Consider the following 24,810-nt stretch of genomic DNA (forward strand, 5'->3'; position numbering starts at 1 on the left):
GACGCTTATGCACCGGATGATTAGGATTCGCCCATGACACTAGCCCCCGCCCCCGAAAACAGCGCACTGGCCGGCGTGCGCGTGCTGGACCTGACATCGATCGTGTTCGGCCCCTATGCCTCGCAGATCCTGGCCGACTACGGCGCCGACGTGATCAAGATCGAGCCGCCTGAAGGCGATTCCACCCGCCGCACCGGCCCTCAGCAAGAAGCCGGGCTGGCGGCGATTTTCCTGGGCATCAATCGCAACAAGCGCAGCATCGTGCTGGACCTCAAGCAAGCCGGCGCGCGCGATGCCCTGCTGGCGCTGGTCGATGGCGCCGACGTGCTGATGCACAGCATGCGGCCCGCCAAGATGGCACGCCTGGGCCTGGACCCCCAGTCATTGTGCGCGCGCAATCCGCGCCTGGTCTATGCCGGCCTGTACGGCTTCGGCGAAGGCGGCGCCTATGCCGGCCAGCCGGCCTATGACGACATCGTGCAGGGCCTGGCCGGGGTGGCCGACATCACGCAGCGGCAAGGCGGCACGGCGCGTTACCTGCCCACGATCGCCGCCGACAAGACCTGCGGCCTGGTGGCGGCGCACGCCATCCTGGCCGCGCTGTTCCAGCGCGAGCGCACGGGCCAGGGGCAGCACCTGGAAGTGCCGATGTTCGAGTCGATGGCCTCGTATCTGCTGGTGGAACATTTCTACGGCCGCCACCTGCAGGACAAGCCCGGGCCGGCGGGCTACCCGCGCGTGCTGGCGCCCTGGCGCCGCCCATACCAGACGGCCGACGGCCTGCTGTGCATGATGCCGTACACCGATACTCATTGGCAGCGCTTCTTCACCGAGACCGGCCACGCCGGGCTGGCCGGCGACGCGCGCTTTGCCGACATCGGCGCGCGCACCCGGCATATCGATGAACTATACGAGCAGGTCGGCGGCATCGTGGCCGGCCACGACACCGCTTACTGGCTGGCCCTGTGCCAGCGCCTGGAAATTCCCGCCGCGCCGGTCAACCGCCTGGAAGACCTGGAACACGATCCGCACCTGCGCAGCGTGGATTTCTTCGTGCCCGTGCAAAGCGCGGCCGGCCACCGTTATCGCTTCGCGCGCAATCCGGTCCGCCTGCAGCGTTCAAGCGTGGCGCCGGCCATGCCGCCGCGGCTGGGCGAGCACACGCGCCAGGTCCTGCTGCAGGCCGGGCTGGACCCCGGCCGGATAGAGCGCCTGCTGGCCAGCGGCGCCGCCCTCGATCACGCCAACCCCACAGTACGCACGCCTTCCAAGGACTCCGCATGACCGATCCCATCCAACCTGCCCTGCTGGGCCTGGGCTACTACTGGCAAGACCTGCAGGTCGGCCAGCGCTTTCGCACCTTCCGCCGCACCATCACCGAGACCGATATCGTCAACTTCATCAGCGTCACCGGCATGCTGGAAACCATCTTCATCGATGCCACCTACGAACACGGCGCCATCCGCGGACGACCCGCGCCCGGCGCGCTGACCTACGGGCTGATCGAAGGCCTGCTGATGCAGGGCATGGTGCAAGGCACCGGCCTGGCCTTGCTGGAAGTGCACAAGAAAATGCTGGCGCCCGTGGTGGCCGGCGATACCGTCTGGGCCGAAGTGGAAGTCACCGGCATCCGCCCGACATCCAAGCACAACCGCGCCGTGGTCAGTTCGGCCATCGAAGTACGCAACCAGCACGGCACGCCCGTCATGACCTACACCGCTACCCGCATGCTGGCCGGCCGGCCCGGCTAGGTAGGCCGGCGCGGCACCGGGCGTGCCGGATGCCAGCCCCCCAAGGCAAGCCCAAGAGCAATAACGACAAAAGGAGACACCATGAAGACAAGCCTGAAAGTACTGGCGGCGCTGGCCGCCCTTGCCTGCGCCGCCATCGCCCCGTCCGCCCGGGCCGCCTGGCCCGAGCGCCCCGTCACCGTGGTAGTGCCGTTCCCGCCCGGTGGCCCCACCGACCTGGTGGCCCGCGTGCTGGCCAAGCAATTGGCCGATCAAACAGGCCAGACCTTCGTGATCGAGAACAAGGGCGGCGCCAACGGCAACATCGGCATGCAGTATGCCGCGGCCGCCAAGCCCGACGGCTATACGGTGCTCTACAACACATCGTCCATCGCGCTCAGCCCCAATCTGTACCGCGACCTGCCGTTCGACCCGGTCAAGGATTTCGCGGCCGTGTCATCCACTGCGGTGATCCCGCTGGTGCTGCTGACCCATCCGTCCGTGCCGGCCGATAACGTGCGCGAGTTCGTGGACTACGCCCGCGCGCATCCCGGCAAGCTGTCGTACGGATCGGCAGGCGCTGGCAACGTCACCCACCTGGGCGCCCTGCTGTTCCTGCGCTCGGTAGGGGTGCAGGCGGTGCACGTGCCCTACCGCGGCAGCGCACCCGCCATGACCGACCTGGTCGGCGGCCAAGTGCAGTTCATGACCAACACCCTGAACGATTCGCTGGGTTTCGTGCGCGAAGGCAAGTTGAAGGCGCTGGCGGTCAGCAGCAAGGCACGCAGCCCGCAATTACCCGATACGCCGACGCTGGCGGAAACCGTGGTGCCCGATTTCGAAATGGGTGCCTGGCAAGGCATGGTCGTGCCGGCCGGCACGCCGCAAGCGGTCATCGATGCGCTGAACATGCAAATCCGCAAGGCACTGCAATCGCCGCAAGTGCTCAAGCAGCTGGCGGCCCAGGGGGCCCAGCCGCTGGGGGCCTCGCCGCGCGAATACGGCGACTACATCCGCGCCGAAATCAGCCGTTGGCACGACGTGGTACAGGCCGCCAACGTCCGGCTGGACTGAGGCGCACAGGGGCACGGTACATGCCAAGCCAGGTGTCCGACTCCCGCCAGGGGGCCTGACACCTGGCAAAACGCCTAGGGAGCCGGCTGGGCCTGGGCAGGTTCGGCCGGCGCGGGCTCGGCCGCCTCCGAAGCCGCTTCGGGGGCGGTGTCCATGATGGCGGGCGTGACCAGGTCCACCACTTTCTTGCGCGACAGCATGCCGATGAACTCGTCGTCCTCGCCGGTCACGGCCACGGGCTGGTCGCTGTGCACCAGGCGGGCCAGCACTTCGTCCAGGCCCGCGGTGGCGGGCACCGACGCCAGGTCTTCCACGAATGCCGATACGTCGCGGGCTGCGCTATCGACGGCGCGCTGGGCCGCTTCGGCGGTCAGCACGCCAGCCAGGCGCTTGCCGTCGAGCACCGGGGCATACTCGAAGCTCAGCGCGCGCATGCGGTCCAGCGCATGGGCCGGACGCGAACGCATGGTCAGCGTCAGCCGCGGCGGATTCACCGCATGGGCCGCGTTGAGCACCTTGGTGCGATTGACGTCCTGCAGGAAGGCCTGCACATAGTCGTTGGCCGGGTTCAGCAGAATGTCTTCCGGCGTGCCTTCCTGCACCAGTTCGCCGTCTTTCAAGATGGCAATGCGGTTGCCCAGGCGCAGGGCTTCGTCCAGGTCGTGCGTGATGAACACGATGGTCTTGTTCAGCTTGGCCTGCAACTGCAGCAGGTGATCCTGCATTTCGCGGCGGATCAGCGGATCCAGCGCGGAAAACGCTTCGTCCATCAGCAGGATCTCGGCATCGGTCGCCAATGCGCGGGCCAGGCCCACGCGCTGCTGCATGCCGCCGGATAACTGGTGCGGATATTGCGCCTCGAAGCCGTTCAGGCCGACCTGGTCCAGCCAGTGGAGCGCGCGCTTTTCGCGCTCGGCCTTGGGCACGCCCTGCACGGTCAGGCCGTAGGCGGCGTTGTCCAGCACCGAGCGATGCGGAAACAACCCGAAGCGCTGGAACACCATGCTCATTTTCTTCTGGCGAAAGTTCTCCAGTTCGCGCTTGCCCAGGCTGACGACGTCCACGCCATCGACCAGGATGTGGCCCGCGCTGGGCTCGATCAGCCGGTTGAAATGGCGGATCAGCGTCGACTTGCCCGAGCCCGACAGGCCCATGATCACGTAGATGCTGCCTTCTTCGATCGACAGGCTGATATCGCGCAGCCCCAGCGTGTGGCCGCTCTTGGCCAGCAGGTCTTCCTTGCTGATGCCTTCCTGGGCGGCCTGCAGCCACTTGGCGGGGTGCGGGCCGAAGACCTTGTAGATGTTCTTGACCTCGATCTTGCTCATCGGTGGCCTCCTTTGCGTACGCGGTGCCCATAGGACTGCGTGATCCGGTCAAACAGCACGGCCAGCACCACGATGCCCAGGCCGGCCAGCAGGCCGCGGCCCACTTCCAGTCGGTTGATGCCCAGCAGCACTTCATAGCCCAGCCCGCGCGCGCCGATCATCGAGGCGATCACCACCATCGACAAGGCCATCATCGTGGTCTGGTTGACGCCGGCCATGATGTTCGGCAGGGCCAGCGGCAACTGCACGCCGAACAACTGCTGGCGCGCCGTGGCGCCGAAGGCGCGCGAGGCCTCGAGCACTTCGCGGTCGACCAGGCGGATGCCCAGGTCGGTCAGGCGGATCAGCGGCGGCACGGCGTAGATCACCGTGGCGATGATGGCCGGGATCTTGCCCAGGCCGAACAGCATCACCACCGGGATCAGGTACACGAAACTGGGCATGGTTTGCATGATGTCCAGCAGCGGCAGCATGATCGAACGCAGCCAGTTGGCGCGTGCCATCAGCACGCCCACCGGAATGCCGATAATGACCGACAGGCCGGCGGCCATGATCATCAGCGCCAGCGTCTGCATGCCGGCGTCCCACAGGCCCAGCAAGCCGATCACGCACAGCAGCGCGCCCATGGCCACGCTCAGCCCGATACGGCGGCTGACGCCCCAGGCGATGGCGATGGTCACCGCCACCACCACCCACCACGGGGTGCTGCGCAGCACATGCTCCAGCCACACCAGCACGTCCAGGAACGGTCGCGACATCGCCTCCAGCGTATCGGCATAGCGCGTGACCAGGTGATCGACGAATGTGTCGATGGCGCCGCGCACGGCGCGCGGCGGAATAATCTCAGGAAACATAGGCAACTCCTTACGGACGTGCCGTGGGCGATGCAGCCGGGCAAACAGCGGCCAGCCGCATGGCCCTCGACACGCGGGCCCCTGGCGGCGCGGCCATGGCCGCGCCCGGGATGTGCACCAGGCAAACCGGCGCCGCGCGCAGCACGGCGCGGCGCAAGGGCTTGCTTACAGCGCGGCCTGGACGCGCGTCGCGACCTCGGCGGGCACCCACTTGGTCCAGACATCGGACTTGTTCTTCAGGAACCATTGGGCGATGGCGGCAGAATCGTCGCCGGACTCTTCCATGTGCGCCAGGGTCTTGTCGACTTCAGGCAACGGGATGGAAACCTTGGACAGGAACTCGGTCAGTTGGGGCGCTTTCTGCGAAAACTCGGTATTGACCGCGGTGAACACGGGGTTCTCGGGGTAGGCGCTGGGCTGCGGATCGGCGCACTTGGGCGCGGTCAGGCACTTGTGCTTTTCCGCATCGTACGGCGGCAGTTCCAGCTTGACCAGATCCAGCGCCCCTACCAACGGCGTCGGATACCAGTAATAGAACACCACGTTCTGCTTGCGCTTGTAGGCCGAGGTCAGGGCCGCTTTCTGGGCCGCGCCGGTACCGGGCGAATACAGCGTGTAGGTATCGTCCAGCTTCAAGGCGTGGAACAGGTTGGTGCTGACGACCTCGCAACCCCACCCGGCCGGGCAGCCATAGAACCGGCCCTTCGAGGGTTCTTCCGGATCTTTGAACTCATCCTTGAATTTGGGTAGGTCGGCGGCCGACTTCAGTTCCGGCAGGCGCTCGGCGGTGTAGCGCGGAATGAACCAGGCTTCGCCGCCCATGTACACGTCGCCGATGCGCTTGACCTTGCCGGTCTTCTCGGCTTTTTCCCACGGATCAGACACGCTGTTCAGCCAGATCTCGGTGTTGATGTCCAGATCGCCGCGCTCGAGCGCGGCCAGGGCGGGCAGGGTCTCGGTGGGCAGGGTTTCGGTCTTGCAGCCGTAGCCCTTTTCCATGATGAAACGCTCGACATCGACCAGCACCAGGTTGGATTCCCAGTTCATGCCGCCGAACTTGACGGGACGGTCCAGTTCACACTTGGGTGCATCGGCCGCTTGGGCGACGCCGGCAAACGCAAAAAACACCGCCGCGGCGGCCAGGGTTTTGACAGGGGTAAAACGCATTGGATTTTGCCTCCATAGGTTCAAGGACACAACGGCAGCGGGTCGCGCTGTGCTATGCCGTGGAGCTAAGGGGGGTTGTGCGGAAGACGGGCAGAACCGCCAATACAAACCGACACTAGCAGCAAGACGCGAGGCCGGAAGCGGCGACGATCTTGTTCAGACAGCAGGCCCGACGCATGATCAAAATGGCCAACGACGGACTGACAGTAAATTGAATGAAACTAAATGAAGAAGCCGGCATCTTAGCCGATTTTGCAGCGGCCACCAACCACAAGACTGAAAATTCTTGATACAAACCGCCAAGAATTGCCTAGGGAAACCACTAATTCCCGGGCGCCATAGCCCCGCAGCACGCGGTATTGCGGCGCAACATGATATTGGAATATTTAGTTTCTTCTAATTTCTAATAGACAAATCTTGCCCGCCTGGACAGCTATTTTTCCGTGTCGGGATGCCCGGTGCCAGGCACCCAAGAGCGCCTGGCACCGTCCTGATGAGTGAACCACCCACTCAAGGCTCGGCATACATGTAGCTGCGCCGCCACGGATAGGCCAGGTCGGCGGGGTTGTCCAGTTCATCGGGCCGGCCGGTGGCCGGGCTGGTGCCCAGGATCTGGTGCAGCGCGATCCAGCCGTGCTCGAACGCCATGGCGCAGCCGGCCAGGTACAGGCGGTAGGCACGCAGCGACCGTGCCCCTTGCTCGCCCTTGAGCACCAGGGTGGCATCGGCCAGCCTGGCCTCGAGCGCATCGCTCCAGGCCCACAGGGTGCGGGCGTAATGAGGCCGCAGGTTTTCCACGTCCACGGCTTCCAGCCCGCCGTTGGTTACGGCTTCCATCACGCTGCTGACGTGGGTCAGTTCGCCGCCGGGGAAAATGTACTTTTCGATGAACTCGCCCATTCCACTGCCCAGCTCGCCGTTGTACAGCCCGGCGGCGGTGATGCCGTGGTTCATGATCAGCCCGCCCGGCTTGACCAGGCGGCGCAGCTTGGCAAAGTAGCCCGGCAATTGCGCCCTGCCCACGTGTTCGAACATGCCCACCGAAGCCAGCTTGTCGTAGGGCTGCGACTCATCCAGCTTGCGGTAATCGAGCAGTTCCATGCGCACCCTGCCCGACAGGCCTTTTTCCTGGATCAGCTTGTTCACGTAGGCATGCTGGTTGCGCGACAGGGTGATGCCGGTGCCGTCCACCCCGTAATTCTCGGCCGCCCACAGCAGCAGCCCGCCCCAGCCCGCCCCCACATCCAGGAAACGCTCGCCGGCCTGCAGGCGCAGCTTGCGGCAGATGTGATCCAGCTTGGCCTCTTGCGCCTGCGCCAGGTCCATGTCTTGTGTGCGGTAATAAGCGCAGGAATACACCCGGCGCGGGTCCAGCCACAGGGCATAGAAGTCGTCGGACAGGTCGTAATGGAACTCGATCTGCTTGGCATCGCGCTCGATGGAGTGCCGCCAGACCGAGATGACCCTGCGCACCAGCTCGGTCAGCCAGCCTCCGCGGGCGGCTTCGACCGGCGACCCGGGCAATAGCGCCGAGGCCGCCTCCATCACGTGGCGCATGTTGCCTTGTATATCAATGCGGCCTTCGACGTAGTCTTGGCCCAGCACACCAACGGCACCTTCGGCCAAGTGCGCCAGGGCGGCCTTGTCGCGGGCCACGAAGCGCACTTGCGGGTCGGCCTGGCCGACCACGGTTCCATCGGGCAGTTCCATTTGCACGGTAACCGGCAAGGACTGCAATTTGCGTTCTACAACAGACAGCAAAGGATTCACAGCTTCTCCCCGACATGAAAAGAACCCGGCAACTTTATCGGAAACGATTGCCAACCGTAAGGCCCCGCAACCCGTGATAAAGTCGTCGGCTTGCCGTCGATCGCTGTTGCCTCGGCGGCATAGGTCCATCCCCCACCTCATGCTACCCCAATCCTTATCCCGCAGCCTGCCCGGCTGGCTTGTCCTGATGGGCATGCTGACGGCCATCGGGCCGTTCTCCATCGACATGTACCTGCCGGCGTTCCCGGCCATCGCCGGCAGCCTGCAAGTGCCGCGCGGCGACGTCGAGCGCACGCTGGCGGCCTACCTGATCGGCCTGGCCATGGCCCAGGTGGTCTATGGCCCGCTGGCCGACCGCTACGGGCGCAAGAAGCCGATGCTGGCCGGGCTGGCCCTGTACGCGGCCGCCTCGCTGGGCTGCGCCCTGGCCACCAGCATCGAGATCCTGACCCTGTGCCGTGTGCTGCAGGCCCTGGGCGGGGCGGCCGGCGTGGTAATCCCGCGCGCGGTCATCCGCGACCACTACGAAACCCAGGATGCCGCGCGCGCCATGTCGCTGCTGATGCTGATCATGGGGCTGGCACCGATCCTGGCGCCGCTGGCCGGCGGGCAGTTGTTGCTGGTGGTGGGCTGGCGCAGCCTGTTCTGGCTGATGGCGGCCGGCGCGCTGGTCATGATGGCCGCCACCGCCCTGGTCATGCGGGAATCGCTAGCGCCCCACCGCGTGCAGCCGCTCAGCGCCGCCTCGATCGCCCGCAATTACACGGCCCTGGTACGGCACCGCGGCTTCATGGCGCACAGCCTGGCGGGCGGCTTCGGGCAGGCGGGCATGTTCGCCTACATCATCAGTTCGCCGCGGCTGTTCATCGAGTTCTATGGCATCGATCCGCAGCACTACGGACTGTTGTTCGGCGCCAACGCCGCCGGCCTGATCGTCGGTTCGCAGATCAGCGCCCGGCTGCTGCGCACCCATACCCCGCTGCAACTGCAGCGCGGCGCCCTGCACGCGCTGGCCGCGGCCAGCCTGGCGATGCTGGCGCTTGCCCTGGCCGGCCTGATGACCCTGCCGCTGCTGATGGCATGCTTGGTGGGCTATATGTTCAGCCAGGGTTTCGTGAACCCCAATTCGGCGGCGCTGGCCCTGTCCGAACAAGGCTCGCGGCTGGGCGTGGGCTCGGCGTTGCTGGGCACGCTGCAATTGTCGTGCAGCGCCGTGGCAGGCTTCGTAGTCAGCGTCTGGCAGGCCGCCGGGCCCCTGCCCCTGGCCACCGTGCTGGCGTGCTGCGCCTGCCTGTCGTGGCTGTGCGGCCGCATCGCCCGTAGCCTGGCGCGCCCGGGTGCTTGATTTTTCTACGTATTTCGTATTAGAATAGCCAGCTTCACCTGAAGTTTTTCCCGTGAGCAGCTTACTATGCTTTGTGGCTGCCACTTTCGACCCCATCCCCGTGTATAGGGTGGCAGGCAGCGGGTATAAGCACGGGCCAGCCCACTGGCGGCCCTCCACCTGTCTTTCCTTCCCCATGCGCGGCCAAGAATACTTAGAGGTAAAACAATGGCACGCGTATGCCAAGTAACTGGCAAAGGCCCGATGACGGGCAACAACGTTTCGCACGCTAACAACAAGACCAAGCGTCGCTTCCTGCCCAACCTGCAATCGCGCCGGTTCTGGGTCGAAAGCGAAAACCGCTGGGTTCGCCTGCGTGTTTCCGCCAAGGCCATCCGCACCATCGACAAGAACGGCATCGACGCCGTCCTGGCCGACCTGCGCGCCCGCGGCGAACTGGCCTGATCCGGCCCGCCCTCATCGACATCTAGGAGCACGACATGGCCAAAGGTATCCGCGAAAAAATCAAGCTCGAGTCCACCGCCGGCACGGGCCACTTCTACACGACCACCAAGAACAAGCGCAACATGCCCGAGAAGATGCTGATCAAGAAATTTGATCCGGTCGCTCGCAAGCACGTTGACTACAAAGAAACCAAGCTGAAGTAATCCAGCGGGTTTTGAGTATAGTTATACGGCCCTGCTTATGGCGGGGCCGTTTTTTTTCGTCTGCCCACGCCACCTTACCCGCCCCGCCGACCGCCATGCTTCGACCCCTGACCCTGCTGCGCACCGCCGCATTCGCGGCCGCGCTGGCCATGCTGCCCACGGCCTACGCCAAGAACGGCGCGCCGCCCATTCGCATCGGCGAAATCAATAGCTACAAGGCCATTCCCGCCTTCCTCGACCCCTATAAAAAGGGCTGGCAACTGGCGCTGGAACAGGTCAATGCCCAGGGCGGCGTCCTGGGCCGCCCCCTGCAGGTGATCTGGCGCGATGACAACGGCAACCCCGGCGATTCGGTGCGCGCCGCGCAAGAACTGATCACCCGCGAAAAGGTCGACCTGCTGTTCGGCGGCTTTCTGTCGCATACCGGCCTGGCGCTGGCCGATTTCGCCAAGCAGCGCAAGGTGTTTTTCCTGGCGGCCGAGCCCCTGACCGACAAGATCACCTGGCAAGACGGCAACCGCTACACCTACCGGCTGCGCCCCTCCACCTGGATGCACATCGCCGCGCTGGCCCCCAAGGCCCTGGCGCTGCGCAAGCAGCGCTGGGCGCTGGTGTACCCCAACTATGAATACGGCCAGTCCGCCGTGGCCACGTTCAAGGCCATGATGACCTCGTTCCAGCCCGACATCGAATTCGTGGCCGAACAGGCCGTGCCGCTGGGCAAGATCGACGCCGGCGCAGTGGTGCAGGCACTGGCCGACGCCAAGCCCGATGCCATTTTCAATGTGCTGTTCGCGGCCGACCTGACCCGCTTCGTGCGCGAAGGCAATACCCGCGGCCTGTTCGAAGACCGCGCGGTCGTGTCGGTGCTGACCGGCGAGCCCGAATACCTGGAACCGCTGGGCGCCGACAGCCCCACCGGCTGGATCGTCACCGGCTATCCCTGGTATGCCATCGATACGCCTGAACACAAGGCCTTTGCCGAAGCCTATCGCAAGCGCTACAACGAGTCGCCCAAGGTCGGCTCGGTGGTGGGCTACGCGTCGCTGATGTCGATTGCGGCAGGCATCGAGCAGGCCGGCACCACCGATACCGAAAAACTGGTCGACGCCTTTGCCGGCCTGCAGGTCGGCACGCCCTTCGGCCCGGTCACTTACCGTGCCATCGACCATCAATCCACCATGGGCGTCTACGTGGGCGTGACCGCGCTGCAAGACGGCCAGGGCATCATGAAAGACTTCACCTACCTGGACGGCAGCCGCCTGCAGCCGCCCGACCAATACGTGCGGCAACTGCGCCCAGCGCCCTGATGAACCTGACCGGCCTGCTGCTGCAACTGCTCAACGGCCTGGCCGAAGCCAGCGCGCTGTTTCTGGTGGCAGCCGGGTTGTCGCTTATTTTCGGCGTTACCCGCATCGTCAACTTCGCACACGGGTCGTTCTACATGCTGGGCGTCTACCTGGCATGGACCCTGACCGGCTGGCTGGGCGGCTCGGCGCTGGGCTATTGGGTGGCGCTGCCGCTGGCGGCACTGGCAGTAGGCCTGCTGGGCGCCGCCATCGAAATACTGGTGCTGCGGCGCATCTACCGCGCCCCCGAACTCTTTCAATTGCTGGCCACGTTTGCGCTGGTGCTGGTCATCGGCGACGCGGCGCTGGCGCTGTGGGGCCCCACCGACCTGTTCGCCGCCCGCGCCCCCGGGCTGGACGGCGCCGTGCCGATCCTGGGACGGCGCTTTCCGCAGTACGACCTGCTGCTGATCGTATTGGGCCCGGTCGTGCTGGGCCTGCTGTGGCTGTTGCTGATGCGCACGCGCTGGGGCCGGCTGCTGCGGGCCGCGGCCGAAAACCGCAACATGCTGGCGGCGCTGGGCGTCAACCAGGCCTGGCTGTTCACCTCGGCCTTCGCGCTGGGGGCATTCCTGGCCGGACTGGGCGGCGCCATGGCGGCACCGCGCACGCCCGCCACGCTGGGGCTCGACCTGGAAATCATAGCCAGCGCCTTCGTGGTGGTGGTGGTGGGCGGGCTGGGCTCGGTACCGGGCGCCTTCCTGGCTGCGCTATTGATCTGCCTGGCCAAGGCCATATTCGTGTACGCGGGCCAGACCCAGATCGGACCATGGACATTCAATTTATCCAAGCTGACGCTGGTGGCCGAGTTCGCGGTCATGGCCATCGTGCTGGTGCTGCGGCCCTGGGGGCTGCTGGGCAAGCCGCCCGAACCATCCGGCACCGCTGTCGCCGCCGCGCAACCCTTGGCGCCAGCCTCGCGCCGCGTGCGCCTGGCTTATGCGGCGCTGCTGCTTGCGCTCTTGGCCTTGCCGCTGGCCGATGCCGCCTGGCCCTACCTGACCGTGCTCTTTACCGAGATCCTGATCGCCGCCCTGTTCGCGGCCAGCCTGCACTTCCTGATCGGGCCGGCCGGCATGACCTCGTTCGGGCACGCCGCCTGGTTCGGACTGGGCGCCTATGGCGCCGCCTTGTTGCTGAAGCTGGCCGCCCTGCCCATGGAGGCCGCACTGCTGGCCGGGCCGCTGGCAGCCGTGCTGGGCGCGCTGCTGTTCGGCTGGTTCTGCGTGCGGCTGTCGGGGGTCTACCTGGCCATGCTGACCCTGGCCTGCGCACAAATCCTGTGGGCGCTGGTCTACCAATGGGACGGCGTCACCGGCGGCAGCAATGGACTGATCGGCCTGTGGCCATCCGACTGGCTGTCCAGCGGCCCGGCGTACTACTACGCCAGCCTGGTGCTGTGCGTGGCGGGCATCGCCTGGCTGCGGCGCCTGGTCTTCTCGCCGCTGGGCTATGCGCTGCGCGGCGCGCGCGATTCCACCCTGCGTGCGCAGGCCATCGGCATCAATGTGCAGCGCGTCCAGTGGGCAGGCTTTACCGCGGCGGCACTGGCTGCCGGCCTGGCCGGCTCGCTGTATGCCTTTTCCAAGGGCAGCATCGCCCCTGACGTGCTCGGCGTGGGCCGCTCGGTCGATGGGCTGGTGATGGTGCTGCTGGGCGGCGTGCAGGCCCTGGCGGGCCCGCTGGCCGGCGCGGCCGCCTACACCTGGCTGCAGGACACGGCCGCGCGCCTGACCGAATACTGGCACGCAGTGCTGGGCCTGGCGGTGCTGGCGCTGGTCATGGCGCGTCCCGATGGCCTGGCCGGCATTGCATTGCGCCGCAAGGCTCGCCCATGAACCCACCCCTGCTGCAAGCGCGCGGCCTGCGTAAATCGTTCGGCGGTATCCACGCCCTGGACGATGTCTCGTTCTCGCTTGCGGCCGGCCACATGCTGGCGCTTATCGGCCCCAACGGCGCTGGCAAATCCACTTGCTTTAACGCACTCAGCGGCCAGATGCGGCCCGACGCCGGGTCGGTGCTGCTGGACGGGCGCGAACTAGTGGGCCTGCGGCCCGAGCAGATCTGGCGCCAGGGCGTGGGCCGCACCTTCCAGACAGCCGCGACCTTCCGCTCGATGAGCGCCCAGGAAAACGTGCAGACCGCCCTGCTGGCGCGCGATCGCAAGCTGTTCGACGGCTGGCGCCGTGCCGAGCGCTATGGCGCCAGCGAAGCGCTGGCCTTGCTGGAACAGGTCGGCATGGCCGGGCTGGCGCGGCGCCCCTGCGGCGAACTGGCCTACGGCGACGTCAAGCGCGTGGAACTGGCCATGGCCCTGGCGCATTCGCCGCGCCTGCTGCTGATGGACGAGCCCACCGCCGGCATGGCCGCCAGCGAGCGCCACGCCCTGATGCGCCTGATCCGCGGCCTGGCCGACACGCGCCGTATCGCCGTGCTGTTTACCGAACACAGCCTGGACGTGGTGTTCCAGCACGCAGACCGCATCGTGGTGCTGGTGCGCGGGCAGGTGCTGGCCGAAGATGTGCCGGCAGCCATTGCGGCCGATGCGCGCGTCAAGGCCGCCTATCTGGGCAGCGACAGCGTAGCGGTGTGACTCACGGCGATGGCACCTTGACCCGCGCGCCCAGCGAGCGGGAAATCGCGGCGGCCGCGTCTATGGTCTCAATGCGAATTGCCTCTTGCCTGGCTTGCTGCGTTCCCGCGTAGATATACACAGCCACCACCGCCGCCAGCACCTGGCCGTCCGCACCGCACACAACAGCCGCCGCCGCCCCGACCCCTTCGACACCTTCATTGACGCTGCAGGCCCACCCTCTTTCGCGCAAGGTGCCGAGTTCCGCACGCAACTGCGCCGCATCGGTAATGGTGTTTGACGCACGGCGCTGATGAGGCGCCGCCAGCACGCGATCAACAACCTCTTGCGGCGCATACGCCAACAGCAGACGCTGCGATGCCCCCAGCCACAACGGCAACCGGCCTCCGATACGGGATGCCACGTGCATATCATTGGTAGGCTGCGACACGGCCAATGTCACGGCCTCGTCGCCTTCACGCACCACCAGCTTGACCGTTTCGCCCAGGCGTTCGCTCAAAGCCGCCATGACCGACTGCGCAACACTGGGCAGATTGCGTGGCGAGGCGACCTGGGCCCCCAGGCGGGCCAACGCGGAGCCGAGCACCACCGTGCCCGGCTGGTCGGCCGCATCGGCCACGAACCCGTGCGCTTTCAAGACCCGCAAGATGCGATACAGCGTCGCGCGGGGCACCCCGGTGGCCGCGGCAATACTGGCCACATCGCTGCCGCCCGGAGACTGCTCCAGATATTCGATAACGCCAATGGCGCGCTGCAGCGCCGGCATGGAATTGTCCATTACCCCCCTCAATTGCACGAGCGCTATCCGCGCCGCACTTGCACGCCCAAGATATCGCCTGCTAAAATTCTCATATACAAGATTGTAATCTCATATTTGAGATTTAACAACCCATTAAGGAGACATGCATGCGCTTCCCATCCTTGCGTCGATTACCGTGCGGGCTGAGCGGCCTGTTGCTCACCTTGGCCACCCTGCTGCCCACCGCTTCTACTGCCATCGCGGCCACCTGGCCCAGCAAGCCCATCCATATGCTGGTGGGCTTTCCGGCCGGCGGCGCATCGGACGTCATGGCCCGGCTGGTGGCCGACAAACTCAGCCAAGGCCTGGGCCAGCCGGTCATCGTTGAAAATCGCCCCGGTGCGGCCGGTACCCTGGCTGCCTCGACAGCCGCCCGCGCCGAACCAGATGGCTACACCTTGCTGCTGGCCTCGCCCACCGCCATCACGCTTGCGCCGTCGACCATGGCCGGCACCATCAGCTACGCCCCTGCCAAAGACCTGGCCGCCATATCGAAAGTGGCCGACTATCCATTATTCCTGCTGGCCCGCCCGGACCTGGGGCCGCGCGACATCGGGCAACTGCTGGCCTTGGCGCACAAGCAGCCCGGCCAGCTCAATTTCGGCTCGTTCGGCAATAACACCAGCGGTGCGCTGGCTACCGAAATGCTGAAGCTCATGGGCCAGGCCGACATGCTTCATGTTCCCTTCAATGGCAGCGCGCCCGCGTTGCAGGCCCTGCTGGGCGGCAATGTCGACCTGCTGTTCGACACCGCAGTGACTGCCGTGCCGAACATGCGGGCCGGCAAGCTGGTAGCGCTGGCCGTCTCTGGCGCCGAACGTTCGAAAATCGCCCCCGACCTGCCCACGGTGGCCGAAACCCTGCCCGGCTTCGAGGCCGGTAGTTGGGTCGGGCTGATGGCGCCGGCCGGCACGCCAGCCCCGGTCATCGACCGTATCCAGGGCGAAGTCGCCCGCCTGGTTGCGCTACCGGATATGCGCGCGCGCTTTGCGCAGATGGGCGCGGAACCGGTAGGCGATACCCCCGCCGAATTCCAGCGCACGCTACAAGCCGAAACCCAGCGCTACGCCCAATTGGTCAAAGCGGCCAATCTCAAAGCCCAATGACCCCCTTTGCAAGAGACCACTATGCCAGATACCCAACCAGCCGCCGGCGCCCTGCAACGCGAAGCCACCATGATGAAGTTGGACAGACTCATCGCCCAGCGCGAAAGCCTGCCGGATGTGCAGTTTTCCATTCCTGAAAGCGAATTGCTGGATCGCTATGAACGCCTGTACACCGGTGCCATCAGCGACGTCTTGCGCGAATTCTGCCTGCTCGACCAAGCCCTGCCGCACGAACTCAAGCCGCTGCTGCCGCAGCGCACCGTTGCGGGTTTCGCCTTTACCGTCAAGAGCGCGCCCAACACCCGCATCAGCGGCGAAATGACGTTTCGCACCGAAATGCTCAATAGCATGCACAAGAACGCCTTCGTGATCTGGGATGCGTCAGGCGATCATCGGGCCACCATGTGGGGCGGCGTCATGACCGCCACCGCTCATGGCCGGGGAGTTCGCGGCGCCTGCATCGATGGCGGAATCCGCGACACCCACCAGATACTGGAGAAAGATTTTCCCGTATTCCATCGGTATCAATCTCCCAATGGCAGCCTGGGCCGCTGCCTGATCACGCACTACCAGGTACCCGTGCGTGTCGGCGATGTATTCATCCGTCCGGGCGACATCGTGCTGGGCGACATTGACGGAGTCGTTGTCGTGCCGCGCGACATTGCCTTCGATGTCTTGGTGCGCGCCGAGGAAATCCTGGCCAACGAGAAGCAGATCTTCGATTGGGTCGCACAAGGACAAACCATCGAAGACATCACGCGGCAAGGCGGTTATTTCTGAGGCGCCCGCCGGCCAGCGCAAGATGGGCGCTGCCCGGCATGGCCCAGCGGCCCGCACTCGCGAAAGATGCGGGCCGTGCAGCTTGCGCAGATGTCCGGATCGAGCCGTTCGTAGATAGCGGCGATGGCCGAGTGCTTGTCCGGGTAGACATGGTCTTCGCCCAGCCGGTCGATGAAACCCAGCCGCCGCCACGTCTGCATGACCTCGGGCCGGGGCCGGTGAAAATACAGGTCGCCGCCGGCCTCGCGCCGCTTGCGCAACTCGTCTTCCCATACCAGCGCGCCCGCATGATCGATGAAGTTCATGCTCTTGGCCATGACCAGCAGGTGGCGCGGCGCACCGGCTGCCGCCCGCAAGGCCTGCAGCCGGTCAGCCACATGGGCCACCGCCCCGAAATAAACCGAACCCTCCATGCGCAATAGCTTCAGTTGAGGGCATTCGGGCAATGCGTCGGGCAGGCCTTCCAGCACCGCGAAATGACGATCCGGGTCGTGTGCGTCAAAGCCCATGACGCGCATGGCCGGATGCGAGGTGCGATGCAAGTACACCATCAGCGACAGCAGCGTGCCCAGCAAGATCGCGATTTCCATGCGGATGGTCACGGTCGCCACTAGCGTGGCCAGGGCGATCATGCATTCGTTGCGCTGCACGCGCGCGATATGCCGCCAGCGCGGCAGTTCCAGCAGGTTCCACGCCACCAGCAGCAGCAGGCCCGCGATCGCCGCGTGCGGAATCCGGGCCAGCAAGGGCGCGCTGACCATCACCAGCACGATCAGCAGCGCCGCCGCGAACACCGCGGCCAAGGGGGTGCGCGCCCCGCCCTCGTAATTGGGAATCGACCGGTTCAACGAGCCGCAGGACAGATAGGAAGAGAAGAATCCGCCCACGATGTTCGACAGGCCCTGCCCGATGAATTCGCGATTGGCATCGATGGCCTGGCCCGAACGGGCCGCCACCACCTTGGCAATGGAAATGGACTGCGCCAACGCCACGATGGACAACGCGAATGCCAGGCCCAGCAGATCGGGCAGTTGGCTCCAGTCGATATCGGGCACATGAAACGGCGGCCAGGGTTGCGCCAGCGCCCCCAGCACCGAGATCGGCCGGCCGGCCGGCTCGAATACCCAGGCATTCAGCCCCGCCGCCAGGGCCGTGCCGGCAGCCAGTCCCACCAGCATGTAGGGCTTGCGGCGGTCCCAGCGCCGCGCCAGCACCGAGACCGCAATGGTGGCCAGGGCCACCAGCAAGGCCCCCCAGTGCAACCCGCCCAACCCCCGCGCCACGCCCAGCAAGACGGCACCGGCGGCGTGTGCCTGGATGCCTTCCATCCCCAGCGCATCTTTCAGCGCGTGTACGGCGATCAATAAGGCGGCGCCGCTGGTGAACCCGAACAGCGCCGAAGGCGAAATGAAATTGGCCAGCGAGCCCAGCCGCAAGATGCCCACCAGCCATTGCAGTATGCCGACCAGGATGGTGACCGCCAGCGCCAACTGTATATACGCGGGGCTGCCCGCCATGGCCAGGGGCGCCAGCACGGCATACAGCGCCAGCGAATTGGCGTTGGTGGGGCCCGACATGACGTGGCGGCTGGACCCGAACAAGGCCGCCACCACACAGGGCACGATGGCCGAGTACAAGCCGTATTCGGGCGGCAGGCCCGCCAGCGTGGCGAACGCCACCCCCTGCGGCAGCACCAACAGGGCGCCCAGCAGCCCGGCCATGGCATCGGCACGTAGCGTTTGCGGCCCGATCTCGTCGACCCATGTACCGAATAACCTGCTGGCGGCCTTGCCCACGTGCTGCGTCGTCCCTGATGTCATTGGCATGCCGGCGCACGGCGACGGCCGTCCGGCGGAGATCTAGGGTAATCGCTCGTTACGCCGGGCGCAAACGCATCGGCCGGCCGCATGGCAGGCCATGGCGGGGCGCCGGCGCGGCCGTCGATACGCCCGCTGCCTGATTGCACCAGCCTAGGCAACTCCGCCGCGCCGGGCCCGCATGGCCTGGCCGATATCGGCCAATGCACGGTCGTCCAGCAGGCGCGCCGCCATGGGTAGCAGTTCATCGTCTTCGCGCTGCATATGGGTCGCGTACAAGGTGCAGAACTCGTCCACGCCGCGGGCATCCAGGTCGGCCGGCTGCCCGTCGCCCAAGGCCTGCAACGGACCGTGCAGCCGGCGCCACGCGGCTTCCAGTTGGCGGTGCTCTTGCGTCAGGCCATCGACCAGCGCATGCAGGCACACCGCGTCCGAACCGGCCATGGAGTCGATCAACGCGGGAAACAGGTCTTCTTCTTCATCGCGATGATGGTGCACGGCCGCCGTATCGAAGTATCGCAACACGCTGGCCGCGGCCGTGCGGGCAGCGGCGTCGACGCCATGGGCGGCCACGTGGGCGGCCAGGCGCCGCAGCGTGGCGCACTGGCGCCCCATGCGTTCGTGGCAGGCCGACAGCAATTCCAGGGGCGCCTCCGGTCCGGCTGCCGGCGATGAAAATCCGGGAATGTCCACTGCCATGATATTGCCCTCGTCAGGTATCGCGCGCCGCTATCCCATGTGCTGGCGCCACCACAGCCGCACACTGTCCCAGGCGCGGCCCGCCAATCCGGCCTGCGGCACGGCATCCAGCGCGATCACCGGCCACTGCATCGCAGGCTTGCCATCGACCAGCACCTGCAGCTCGCCCACCTGGTCCTGCACAGCGATGGGGGCAAGCAGCGGTTGCCGGCTGGTAAGCACCGGCTTGACCTGCGCCGCCACCGGCACCGTGATGTAGGCGTCGCGCGCCATGCCTATGCGCACCGATTCGCGCTCGCCTTTCCAGACTTCCGGCGAATCCATGGTTTCGCCCTTAGCATACAGCTTGATCGTCTTGAAACCCTGGAATCCCCAGTTCAGCAAGACACGGCTTTCCTCGGTGCGCAGCTTGTCCGATGCCGTGCCCATCACCACCGATATCAGGCGCCGGCGGGCCTGGCCGTCGGGACGCTCGGCCGACGCAATCAGGCAGTAGCCGGCCGCCTCGGTATGGCCGGTTTTCAGGCCATCGACGCTGGGATCCAGCCACAGCAGGCGATTGCGGTTGGGCTGCGAAATATTGTTGTAGGTGTACGTGCGTACCGAGTCGTAGGTCTTGTACAGATCGGGATAGTCGCGCACCAGGCGCTGGGCCAGCATCGACAAGTCGCGCGCGGTGGAATAGGTGCCCGGGTCGGGCAGGCCGTGCGGGCTGGCGAAATGCGTATCGGGCAGGCCCATCGCAACGGCCTGCTGGTTCATGCGCTGCACGAAAGCCTCGACCGAACCCGACACGGCCTCGGCCAGGGCAATGGCGGCGTCGTTGCCCGATTGCACCAGCAAGCCGTACAGCAGATCGTTCACCGATACACGCTTGCCGGGCTCGAGGAACATCTTGGAACTGCCGGGCGCCACCTTCCAGGCCCGCGTCGACACGGTGACCTGCTGCTGCGCCGACAACCGGCCTTCGCGCAAGGCCTGGAACACCAGGTAGGCCGTCATGACCTTGGTCAGCGAAGCGGGCTCGACCCGTGTATCGGCATTGAACGAAGCGATTTCCTGGCCGCTGGTGGCATCGAGCAGCATCCAAGCCTTGGCCGTGACCGGCGGCGGTACCACTTGCGCATGCGCGCCAGCCAGGCAAGCTGTGGCAAGCAGCAAGCCCGCGCATAATTTCTTGATCAAGAGAACTCCTACAAGGTATCGGCCGGACGTTGGCGCGCTCCGCGCCAACGGAAATATGCGGTGCGCTCGCGTTCATCGCGCAGCCGGCCGGCCCGCACGCGCAGCAGGTCTTTGCGGCCCACCAGCCCCACCAGCCGGCCCGTCGCGCGCTCGACGATGGGCACGCGCCCCACCCCCGTCAGTGCCATGCGATCGGCCAGCTGGCTGGCAAGTTCGTCCGGATAACCCACTAAAAGTTCACGGCCGGCCAGCATCTCGCCCAGCGGCCTGGCATTATCCTCGTCTTCCAGCGTCCAGGCCAGACTGTCGGCCCGCGTAATCTCGCCCACCACCATGCCCTGCTCGTCCACTACCGGATAAGTCGTATGGCGCCGTTCGGCGGTGGTGAAATACGCGACCGCATCGGCCACGCGCATCGAGGCCGGCAATGTCTGGACAGCCGTGGTCATCACCGCCGACACCCGCACCAGGTCGAACGGATCCACATGGTATTCGCGCGTGATGTGATGGCCGCGGCGAGCGATTTTCTCGGTCAGGATCGAACGCTTGAGCAGTAATACCGTCAGTCCGTAGGCGAATGCGCAAGCCGTAAGCACCGGCAGCAGCACGCTGAAGTTGCCTGTCAGTTCCACCGCGAACAAGGTGGCCGTCAAGGGCGCCCGCATGGTGCCGCCCATCATCGCCGCCATGCCCAGTAGCGCCCAGAAGCCCGGGTCGGCCTGCGGCAACAGGGGCGTGGCCAGTGCGCCCAGCGCTCCGCCGAAAATCAGCAACGGAGCCAGCACGCCGCCCGAGGTGCCCGAGCCCAGCGCCACCGACCAGATCACGACCTTCACGATCAAGAGCAGCAACACCGCCTGCAAGGCCAGCTTGCCCGCCAGCAGGTCGACGATGTTGTCATAGCCCACGCCCAGCGCCGCCGGCTCGATCATCCCGCCCAGGCCAATCACCAGGCCGCCGATGGCCGGCCACCACATCCAGTGGATAGGCAGCTTCTCGAACAAGTCTTCCGAGGCATACACCAGCGAGGTCAGCACGCCGGACCCCAGGCCGGCCATCACGCCCACGGCGGCCCAGGCCACCACATGCACCAGGGAAGGCTCGCCCACTCCCGCGTACGGGAAAATAGGAGCGGCATCGAGCAGCAGCGGGCGCGCCGCGGCCGCCACCACGGCGGCCACTGCCACCGGCAGGAAGCTGCGCGGCTTCCATTCGAACAGCAACAGTTCCACCGCCAGCAAGATCGCCGCCACCGGCGTGCCGAACACCGCGGTCATGCCGGCCGCCGCGCCAGCCACCAGCAGGGTCTTGCGTTCGCTGGAGCTCATGTGAACCATCTGCGCCAACAGCGAGCCGATGGCCCCGCCTGTCATGATGATGGGCCCTTCGGCGCCAAACGGGCCGCCGGTGCCGATCGATACGGCCGACGACAGCGGCTTGAGCACCGCCACTTTGGGCTGGATGCGGCTCTTGCCGATCAAGATGGCTTCCATGGCCTCGGGAATGCCGTGGCCACGGATTTTCTCCGAACCGTAGCGCGCCATGAAGCCGATGATGAGGCAGCCCACCACCGGCACGGCCACCGCCCACCAGCCCAGGGTATTGCCCGAGATGGGCAGGCTTTCCAATGAGAAACGGCCGTAGTACGCCAGGTTGGTGCACAGCGTGATCAGGCGCAGCAAGACCCAGGCGGCGCCGACGCCGGCCAGGCCGACCACTGTGGCCATCAACATCAGCAGCAGGACACGGCGGTCCGTCGTGAAATCGCCCAGGCGCGCGGCACCTGGCGAGCGGGTGGAAGATAAAGATGCAGGGGAAGCCATACGAAGGAACAAGCGAAAGAGGAAAGAGCAGGCGAAAAGAAACAGGACCGGCGCAATGCCGGCCCTGGAGAAAAATATCGTATCACGATATAAATTACACATAGCTGACTCACTGCGCATGCGATTTCCGGCGCCCAGGCCGCGACGCGCCAATCGCGATGAGCAAGCCGCCATGCACGCGAAAACCCCTCTCTTTGTCGCGAAAACAACATGTTTTGCGGCAACAAAGCGCTGAAGTACTCGCGAGAATGAGAACTTCCGCTATCATCGGGCGCGAGGTGCCAAGTGCCGATCTTCGGTGCCGCGCTATCTCGTGTCCTCAAACATACGGATTTCGACCATGGCTACCAAAGCAAAAGCTCCTGCCAAGAAAGTCAGCAAGACCGCCGTCAAGGCTCCGGCCAAAAAGGCCCCCGCCAAGAAGGCAACCGCCGCCAAGCCCGCCGTGAAGAAAACGGCTGCTGTCGCTCCCCGCGCTATCAAGCAAGCGCTGAACAAGTCGCAACTGATCGCTCACCTGGTTGAACAAACCGGCGTGGAAGCCAAATCGGTCAAGGCCGTACTGGCCAGCCTCGAAGGCGCCGTGCTGGGTTCGGTCGACAAGAAGGGTGCCGGCGAATTCTCGCTGCCGGGCCTGTTCAAAGTTGCCGTGCAGAAGGTTCCCGCCAAGGCCAAGCGCTTCGGCAAAGACCCGTTCACCGGCGAAGAGCGCTGGTTCCCGGCCAAGCCCGCTTCGGTCAAGGTCAAGGTTCGCCCGCTCAAGAAACTGAAAGACGCCGCCCAGTAAGCGACCGTCCTACAGTCTCATCGGCAAGGCCCGTCTCGCAAGAGGCGGGCCTTGCCGTTTCCGGGCCTGGCATATTGGTACGCGTTGGTACGCGCTACAATTATCTTTACGTCAAGATATTTGATATAAAGACAATCATGCGCGACCACGTCGATTTCGTACTCTCCCAATGGCGCGACCAATGTCCCGGCCTGGATGTGTCGGCCATGGCGGTATTCAGCCGCCTGTTCCGCCTGCATACCCTGGCCGCCCGCGAGGTCGATACCGCCTTCCGCAAACACAGCCTGCACCAGGGTGAATTCGATGTACTGGCCACGCTCTACCGGTCCGGCCCCCCGCATACCCTGAATCCGCAGGCACTCGTCAGCGCTTTGCTGCTTTCCTCGGGCGCCATGACGAACCGTCTCGACCGCCTCGAACAGGCCGGCCTGCTGGCACGCGAGCCCAACCCCGACGACCGCCGCGGCGTCATGGTGTCGCTGACGCCGCAAGGCCTGCGCGCCATCAAGGCTGTACTGGGCGACTACCTGGCCGAACTCGAACAATTGCTGGCGCCGCTGCCTGCGGCCGACCGCAAGCAGCTTGCCACGCTGTTGCGCCGGCTGCTGACCGCCCACGACCGCCAGTCTCCCGGTGCCATCGGGCCGGGCAAGCCCTGAGCCCGCCCACGCCCACGCCACTCTACCCCCCGCTCTATATACGATGTCCCAAGACTCCTCCCAGCACGGTACCGCAGCGCCCACGCTGACCACTCCCATCATTTTGCTGATGTCGGCGGCCACCGGCCTGATCGTTGCCAGCAACTACTATATGCAGCCGCTGCTGCACACCATCGGCGAACACTTCGGCCTGTCCGAGACCGCGGCCGGCGGCATCGTCACGACAGCGCAGTTGTCATACGCCGCGGGGCTGATCCTGCTGGTGCCGCTGGGCGACATGATCGAGCGGCGCACCCTCGTCGTAGCCATGACGGCGCTCGCCGCGGCGGGCCTGCTGCTGTCGGCCTTCTCCAGCAGCTTCTCGATGCTGCTGGCCGGCACGGCCATCACGGGCTTCCTGTCGGTGGTCGCGCAAGTGCTGGTGCCGTTCGCCGCCACGCTGGCATCGCCCCAGCAACGCGGCAAGGCCGTGGGTACCGTCATGAGCGGCCTGCTGCTGGGCATCTTGCTGGCGCGCACCTTCGCCGGCATGGTCGCCGGGTTGGGTAGCTGGCGTACCGTCTATTGGGTGGCGGCCCTGCTCATGCTGGCCATGGCGGGCGCGCTGTGGCGCGTGCTGCCCCGCTACAAGACCCCTATCGACCTCGATTACACCGGGCTATTGGCCTCGATCTTCCATTTATATGCACGCGAACCCCTGTTTCGCGCACGCTCGGTGCTGGGCGCGCTGATCTTCGCCTCGTTCAGCATGCTCTGGACGCCGCTGACCTTCCTGCTGGCGAGCCCGCCCTATTCTTATAGCGACGGCACAATCGGCCTGTTCGGCCTGGCCGGTGCGGCCGGCGCCGTTGCCGCCAATCGCTACGGACGCCTCAGCGACCGGGGCCGCGGCAACCTGGCCACCCGTGCCTGCCTGGCCCTGCTGCTGGGCTCGTGGGGGCTGCTGGCGCTGGGCGGACACTCTCTGGCGGCCCTGCTGGCCGGCGTCCTCGTGCTCGACATGGCGATCCAGGGCGTGCATGTCACCAACCAAAGCGCCATCTACCGGCTGCGGCCCGATGCCCGCAGCCGCCTGACCGCGGGTTACATGACCTCGTACTTCATCGGCGGGGCGGCCGGCTCGCTGGCTTCGGCCGCCTTGTACACCCATACCGGCTGGATCGGCGTCGCGGCCGGCGGGGCCGTGGTCAGCGCGCTGGCACTCGCCTACGCCGCCTGGATGCCGGCAGCGCGCATCCCCGAAATCCCGCCCGTCCCTGCCCAGGCGTAGGTACTTCTATAATCAATAGTTCGACCGT

At 65.9% G+C, this 24,810-nt stretch carries 23 protein-coding genes; 14 read left to right on the forward strand and 9 right to left on the reverse strand.

Going from position 1 to position 24,810, the window contains the following annotated elements; genetic code table 11:
- The first annotated feature begins 33 nt into the window (after nucleotides 1-33).
- The 3 genes from KW845_RS28570 to KW845_RS28580 all read left to right on the forward strand — a co-directional run bounded on the left by KW845_RS28570 (nucleotide 34) and on the right by KW845_RS28580 (nucleotide 2,804).
- Nucleotides 34-1,284, forward strand: coding sequence for a CaiB/BaiF CoA-transferase family protein (locus KW845_RS28570; protein ID WP_218372791.1), 1,251 nt, complete (start codon nucleotides 34-36; stop codon nucleotides 1,282-1,284).
- A complete protein-coding gene (locus KW845_RS28575) occupies nucleotides 1,281-1,751 on the forward strand; it encodes a MaoC family dehydratase N-terminal domain-containing protein (protein WP_218372792.1) in 471 nt (156 codons plus the stop codon). Before KW845_RS28570 ends, KW845_RS28575 begins: the two co-directional genes overlap by 4 nt.
- Before the next feature lie 81 nt (nucleotides 1,752-1,832).
- Nucleotides 1,833-2,804, forward strand: coding sequence for a tripartite tricarboxylate transporter substrate binding protein (locus tag KW845_RS28580; RefSeq protein ID WP_218372793.1), 972 nt, complete (start codon nucleotides 1,833-1,835; stop codon nucleotides 2,802-2,804).
- A 74-nt stretch (nucleotides 2,805-2,878) separates the two neighbouring features.
- Here KW845_RS28580 and KW845_RS28585 read toward each other — a convergent pair whose 3' ends face one another.
- The 4 genes from KW845_RS28585 to KW845_RS28600 form a co-directional block, all read right to left on the reverse strand.
- Complete coding sequence (locus KW845_RS28585; protein WP_218372794.1) at nucleotides 2,879-4,132, reverse strand: glycine betaine/L-proline ABC transporter ATP-binding protein; 1,254 nt, start codon at nucleotides 4,130-4,132, stop codon at nucleotides 2,879-2,881.
- A complete protein-coding gene (locus KW845_RS28590) occupies nucleotides 4,129-4,986 on the reverse strand; it encodes a proline/glycine betaine ABC transporter permease (protein ID WP_218372795.1) in 858 nt (285 codons plus the stop codon). The genes KW845_RS28585 and KW845_RS28590 overlap by 4 nt, the downstream gene beginning before the upstream one ends.
- A gap of 165 nt (nucleotides 4,987-5,151) precedes the next feature.
- Complete coding sequence (locus KW845_RS28595) at nucleotides 5,152-6,153, reverse strand: ABC transporter substrate-binding protein (RefSeq protein ID WP_218372796.1); 1,002 nt, start codon at nucleotides 6,151-6,153, stop codon at nucleotides 5,152-5,154.
- A gap of 510 nt (nucleotides 6,154-6,663) precedes the next feature.
- The gene (locus KW845_RS28600) at nucleotides 6,664-7,923 is read right to left on the reverse strand and encodes a class I SAM-dependent methyltransferase (protein WP_218372797.1); all 1,260 of its coding nucleotides are present in this window, start codon (nucleotides 7,921-7,923) and stop codon (nucleotides 6,664-6,666) included.
- A gap of 139 nt (nucleotides 7,924-8,062) precedes the next feature.
- Between KW845_RS28600 and KW845_RS28605 the strand changes: the two genes are divergently transcribed.
- From KW845_RS28605 to KW845_RS28630, 6 genes are all read left to right on the forward strand, one after another.
- Nucleotides 8,063-9,268 carry a multidrug effflux MFS transporter gene (locus KW845_RS28605; RefSeq protein WP_218372798.1) on the forward strand — a complete coding sequence of 402 codons (1,206 nt, stop codon included), beginning with the start codon at nucleotides 8,063-8,065 and terminating at the stop codon, nucleotides 9,266-9,268.
- A gap of 207 nt (nucleotides 9,269-9,475) precedes the next feature.
- Nucleotides 9,476-9,712, forward strand: a complete 237-nt coding sequence (rpmB, locus tag KW845_RS28610; RefSeq protein ID WP_218372799.1) for a 50S ribosomal protein L28 — start codon at nucleotides 9,476-9,478, stop codon at nucleotides 9,710-9,712.
- A 35-nt stretch (nucleotides 9,713-9,747) separates the two neighbouring features.
- A complete protein-coding gene (gene rpmG, locus KW845_RS28615) occupies nucleotides 9,748-9,915 on the forward strand; it encodes a 50S ribosomal protein L33 (protein ID WP_003810296.1) in 168 nt (55 codons plus the stop codon).
- Between the two features lie 95 nt (nucleotides 9,916-10,010).
- The gene (locus KW845_RS28620; protein ID WP_218372800.1) at nucleotides 10,011-11,225 is read left to right on the forward strand and encodes an ABC transporter substrate-binding protein; all 1,215 of its coding nucleotides are present in this window, start codon (nucleotides 10,011-10,013) and stop codon (nucleotides 11,223-11,225) included.
- A complete protein-coding gene (locus KW845_RS28625; protein WP_218372801.1) occupies nucleotides 11,225-13,102 on the forward strand; it encodes an ABC transporter permease in 1,878 nt (625 codons plus the stop codon). The genes KW845_RS28620 and KW845_RS28625 overlap by 1 nt, the downstream gene beginning before the upstream one ends.
- Nucleotides 13,099-13,857 (forward strand): ABC transporter ATP-binding protein, encoded by a 759-nt coding sequence (locus tag KW845_RS28630; RefSeq protein WP_218372802.1) that lies wholly within the window; start codon nucleotides 13,099-13,101, stop codon nucleotides 13,855-13,857. Before KW845_RS28625 ends, KW845_RS28630 begins: the two co-directional genes overlap by 4 nt.
- A 1-nt stretch (nucleotide 13,858) precedes the next feature.
- Here KW845_RS28630 and KW845_RS28635 read toward each other — a convergent pair whose 3' ends face one another.
- A complete protein-coding gene (locus KW845_RS28635) occupies nucleotides 13,859-14,635 on the reverse strand; it encodes an IclR family transcriptional regulator (protein ID WP_218372803.1) in 777 nt (258 codons plus the stop codon).
- A gap of 128 nt (nucleotides 14,636-14,763) precedes the next feature.
- Here KW845_RS28635 and KW845_RS28640 point away from each other — a divergent pair, with 128 nt between their 5' ends.
- Both KW845_RS28640 and KW845_RS28645 read left to right on the forward strand, forming a co-directional pair.
- Nucleotides 14,764-15,762: a tripartite tricarboxylate transporter substrate binding protein gene (locus tag KW845_RS28640; RefSeq protein WP_218372804.1), complete on the forward strand. Its 999-nt coding sequence runs from the start codon at nucleotides 14,764-14,766 to the stop codon at nucleotides 15,760-15,762.
- A gap of 21 nt (nucleotides 15,763-15,783) precedes the next feature.
- Complete coding sequence (locus KW845_RS28645) at nucleotides 15,784-16,542, forward strand: RraA family protein (protein ID WP_218372805.1); 759 nt, start codon at nucleotides 15,784-15,786, stop codon at nucleotides 16,540-16,542.
- On the opposite strand, the gene KW845_RS28650 is transcribed toward KW845_RS28645, so the two are convergent.
- The 4 genes from KW845_RS28650 to KW845_RS28665 form a co-directional block, all read right to left on the reverse strand.
- Nucleotides 16,533-18,362, reverse strand: coding sequence for a SulP family inorganic anion transporter (locus KW845_RS28650; RefSeq protein WP_218372806.1), 1,830 nt, complete (start codon nucleotides 18,360-18,362; stop codon nucleotides 16,533-16,535). The genes KW845_RS28645 and KW845_RS28650 overlap by 10 nt on opposite strands.
- 150 nt (nucleotides 18,363-18,512) lie before the next feature.
- Nucleotides 18,513-19,058, reverse strand: coding sequence for a hemerythrin domain-containing protein (locus KW845_RS28655; RefSeq protein WP_218372807.1), 546 nt, complete (start codon nucleotides 19,056-19,058; stop codon nucleotides 18,513-18,515).
- 30 nt (nucleotides 19,059-19,088) lie between these two features.
- Nucleotides 19,089-20,240 carry a D-alanyl-D-alanine carboxypeptidase family protein gene (locus KW845_RS28660; protein WP_218372834.1) on the reverse strand — a complete coding sequence of 384 codons (1,152 nt, stop codon included), beginning with the start codon at nucleotides 20,238-20,240 and terminating at the stop codon, nucleotides 19,089-19,091.
- Nucleotides 20,241-20,251: 11 nt separating this feature from the next.
- Nucleotides 20,252-22,066: a chloride channel protein gene (locus tag KW845_RS28665; protein ID WP_218372808.1), complete on the reverse strand. Its 1,815-nt coding sequence runs from the start codon at nucleotides 22,064-22,066 to the stop codon at nucleotides 20,252-20,254.
- A 340-nt stretch (nucleotides 22,067-22,406) separates the two neighbouring features.
- On the opposite strand from KW845_RS28665, the gene KW845_RS28670 reads away from it, so the two are divergent.
- The 3 genes from KW845_RS28670 (at nucleotide 22,407) to KW845_RS28680 (ending at nucleotide 24,782) form a co-directional block, all read left to right on the forward strand.
- On the forward strand, nucleotides 22,407-22,853 hold the full coding sequence (locus KW845_RS28670; RefSeq protein ID WP_218372809.1) for an HU family DNA-binding protein: 447 nt from the start codon (nucleotides 22,407-22,409) through the stop codon (nucleotides 22,851-22,853).
- A 137-nt stretch (nucleotides 22,854-22,990) separates the two neighbouring features.
- Nucleotides 22,991-23,512, forward strand: a complete 522-nt coding sequence (locus KW845_RS28675) for a MarR family winged helix-turn-helix transcriptional regulator (RefSeq protein ID WP_218372810.1) — start codon at nucleotides 22,991-22,993, stop codon at nucleotides 23,510-23,512.
- A gap of 43 nt (nucleotides 23,513-23,555) precedes the next feature.
- On the forward strand, nucleotides 23,556-24,782 hold the full coding sequence (locus tag KW845_RS28680) for an MFS transporter (protein ID WP_218372811.1): 1,227 nt from the start codon (nucleotides 23,556-23,558) through the stop codon (nucleotides 24,780-24,782).
- Nucleotides 24,783-24,810: the final 28 nt, after the last annotated feature.

Origin of the sequence: Bordetella sp. BOR01 (genome assembly GCF_019218885.1) — a bacterium.
Classification (GTDB): domain Bacteria; phylum Pseudomonadota; class Gammaproteobacteria; order Burkholderiales; family Burkholderiaceae_B; genus Bordetella_A.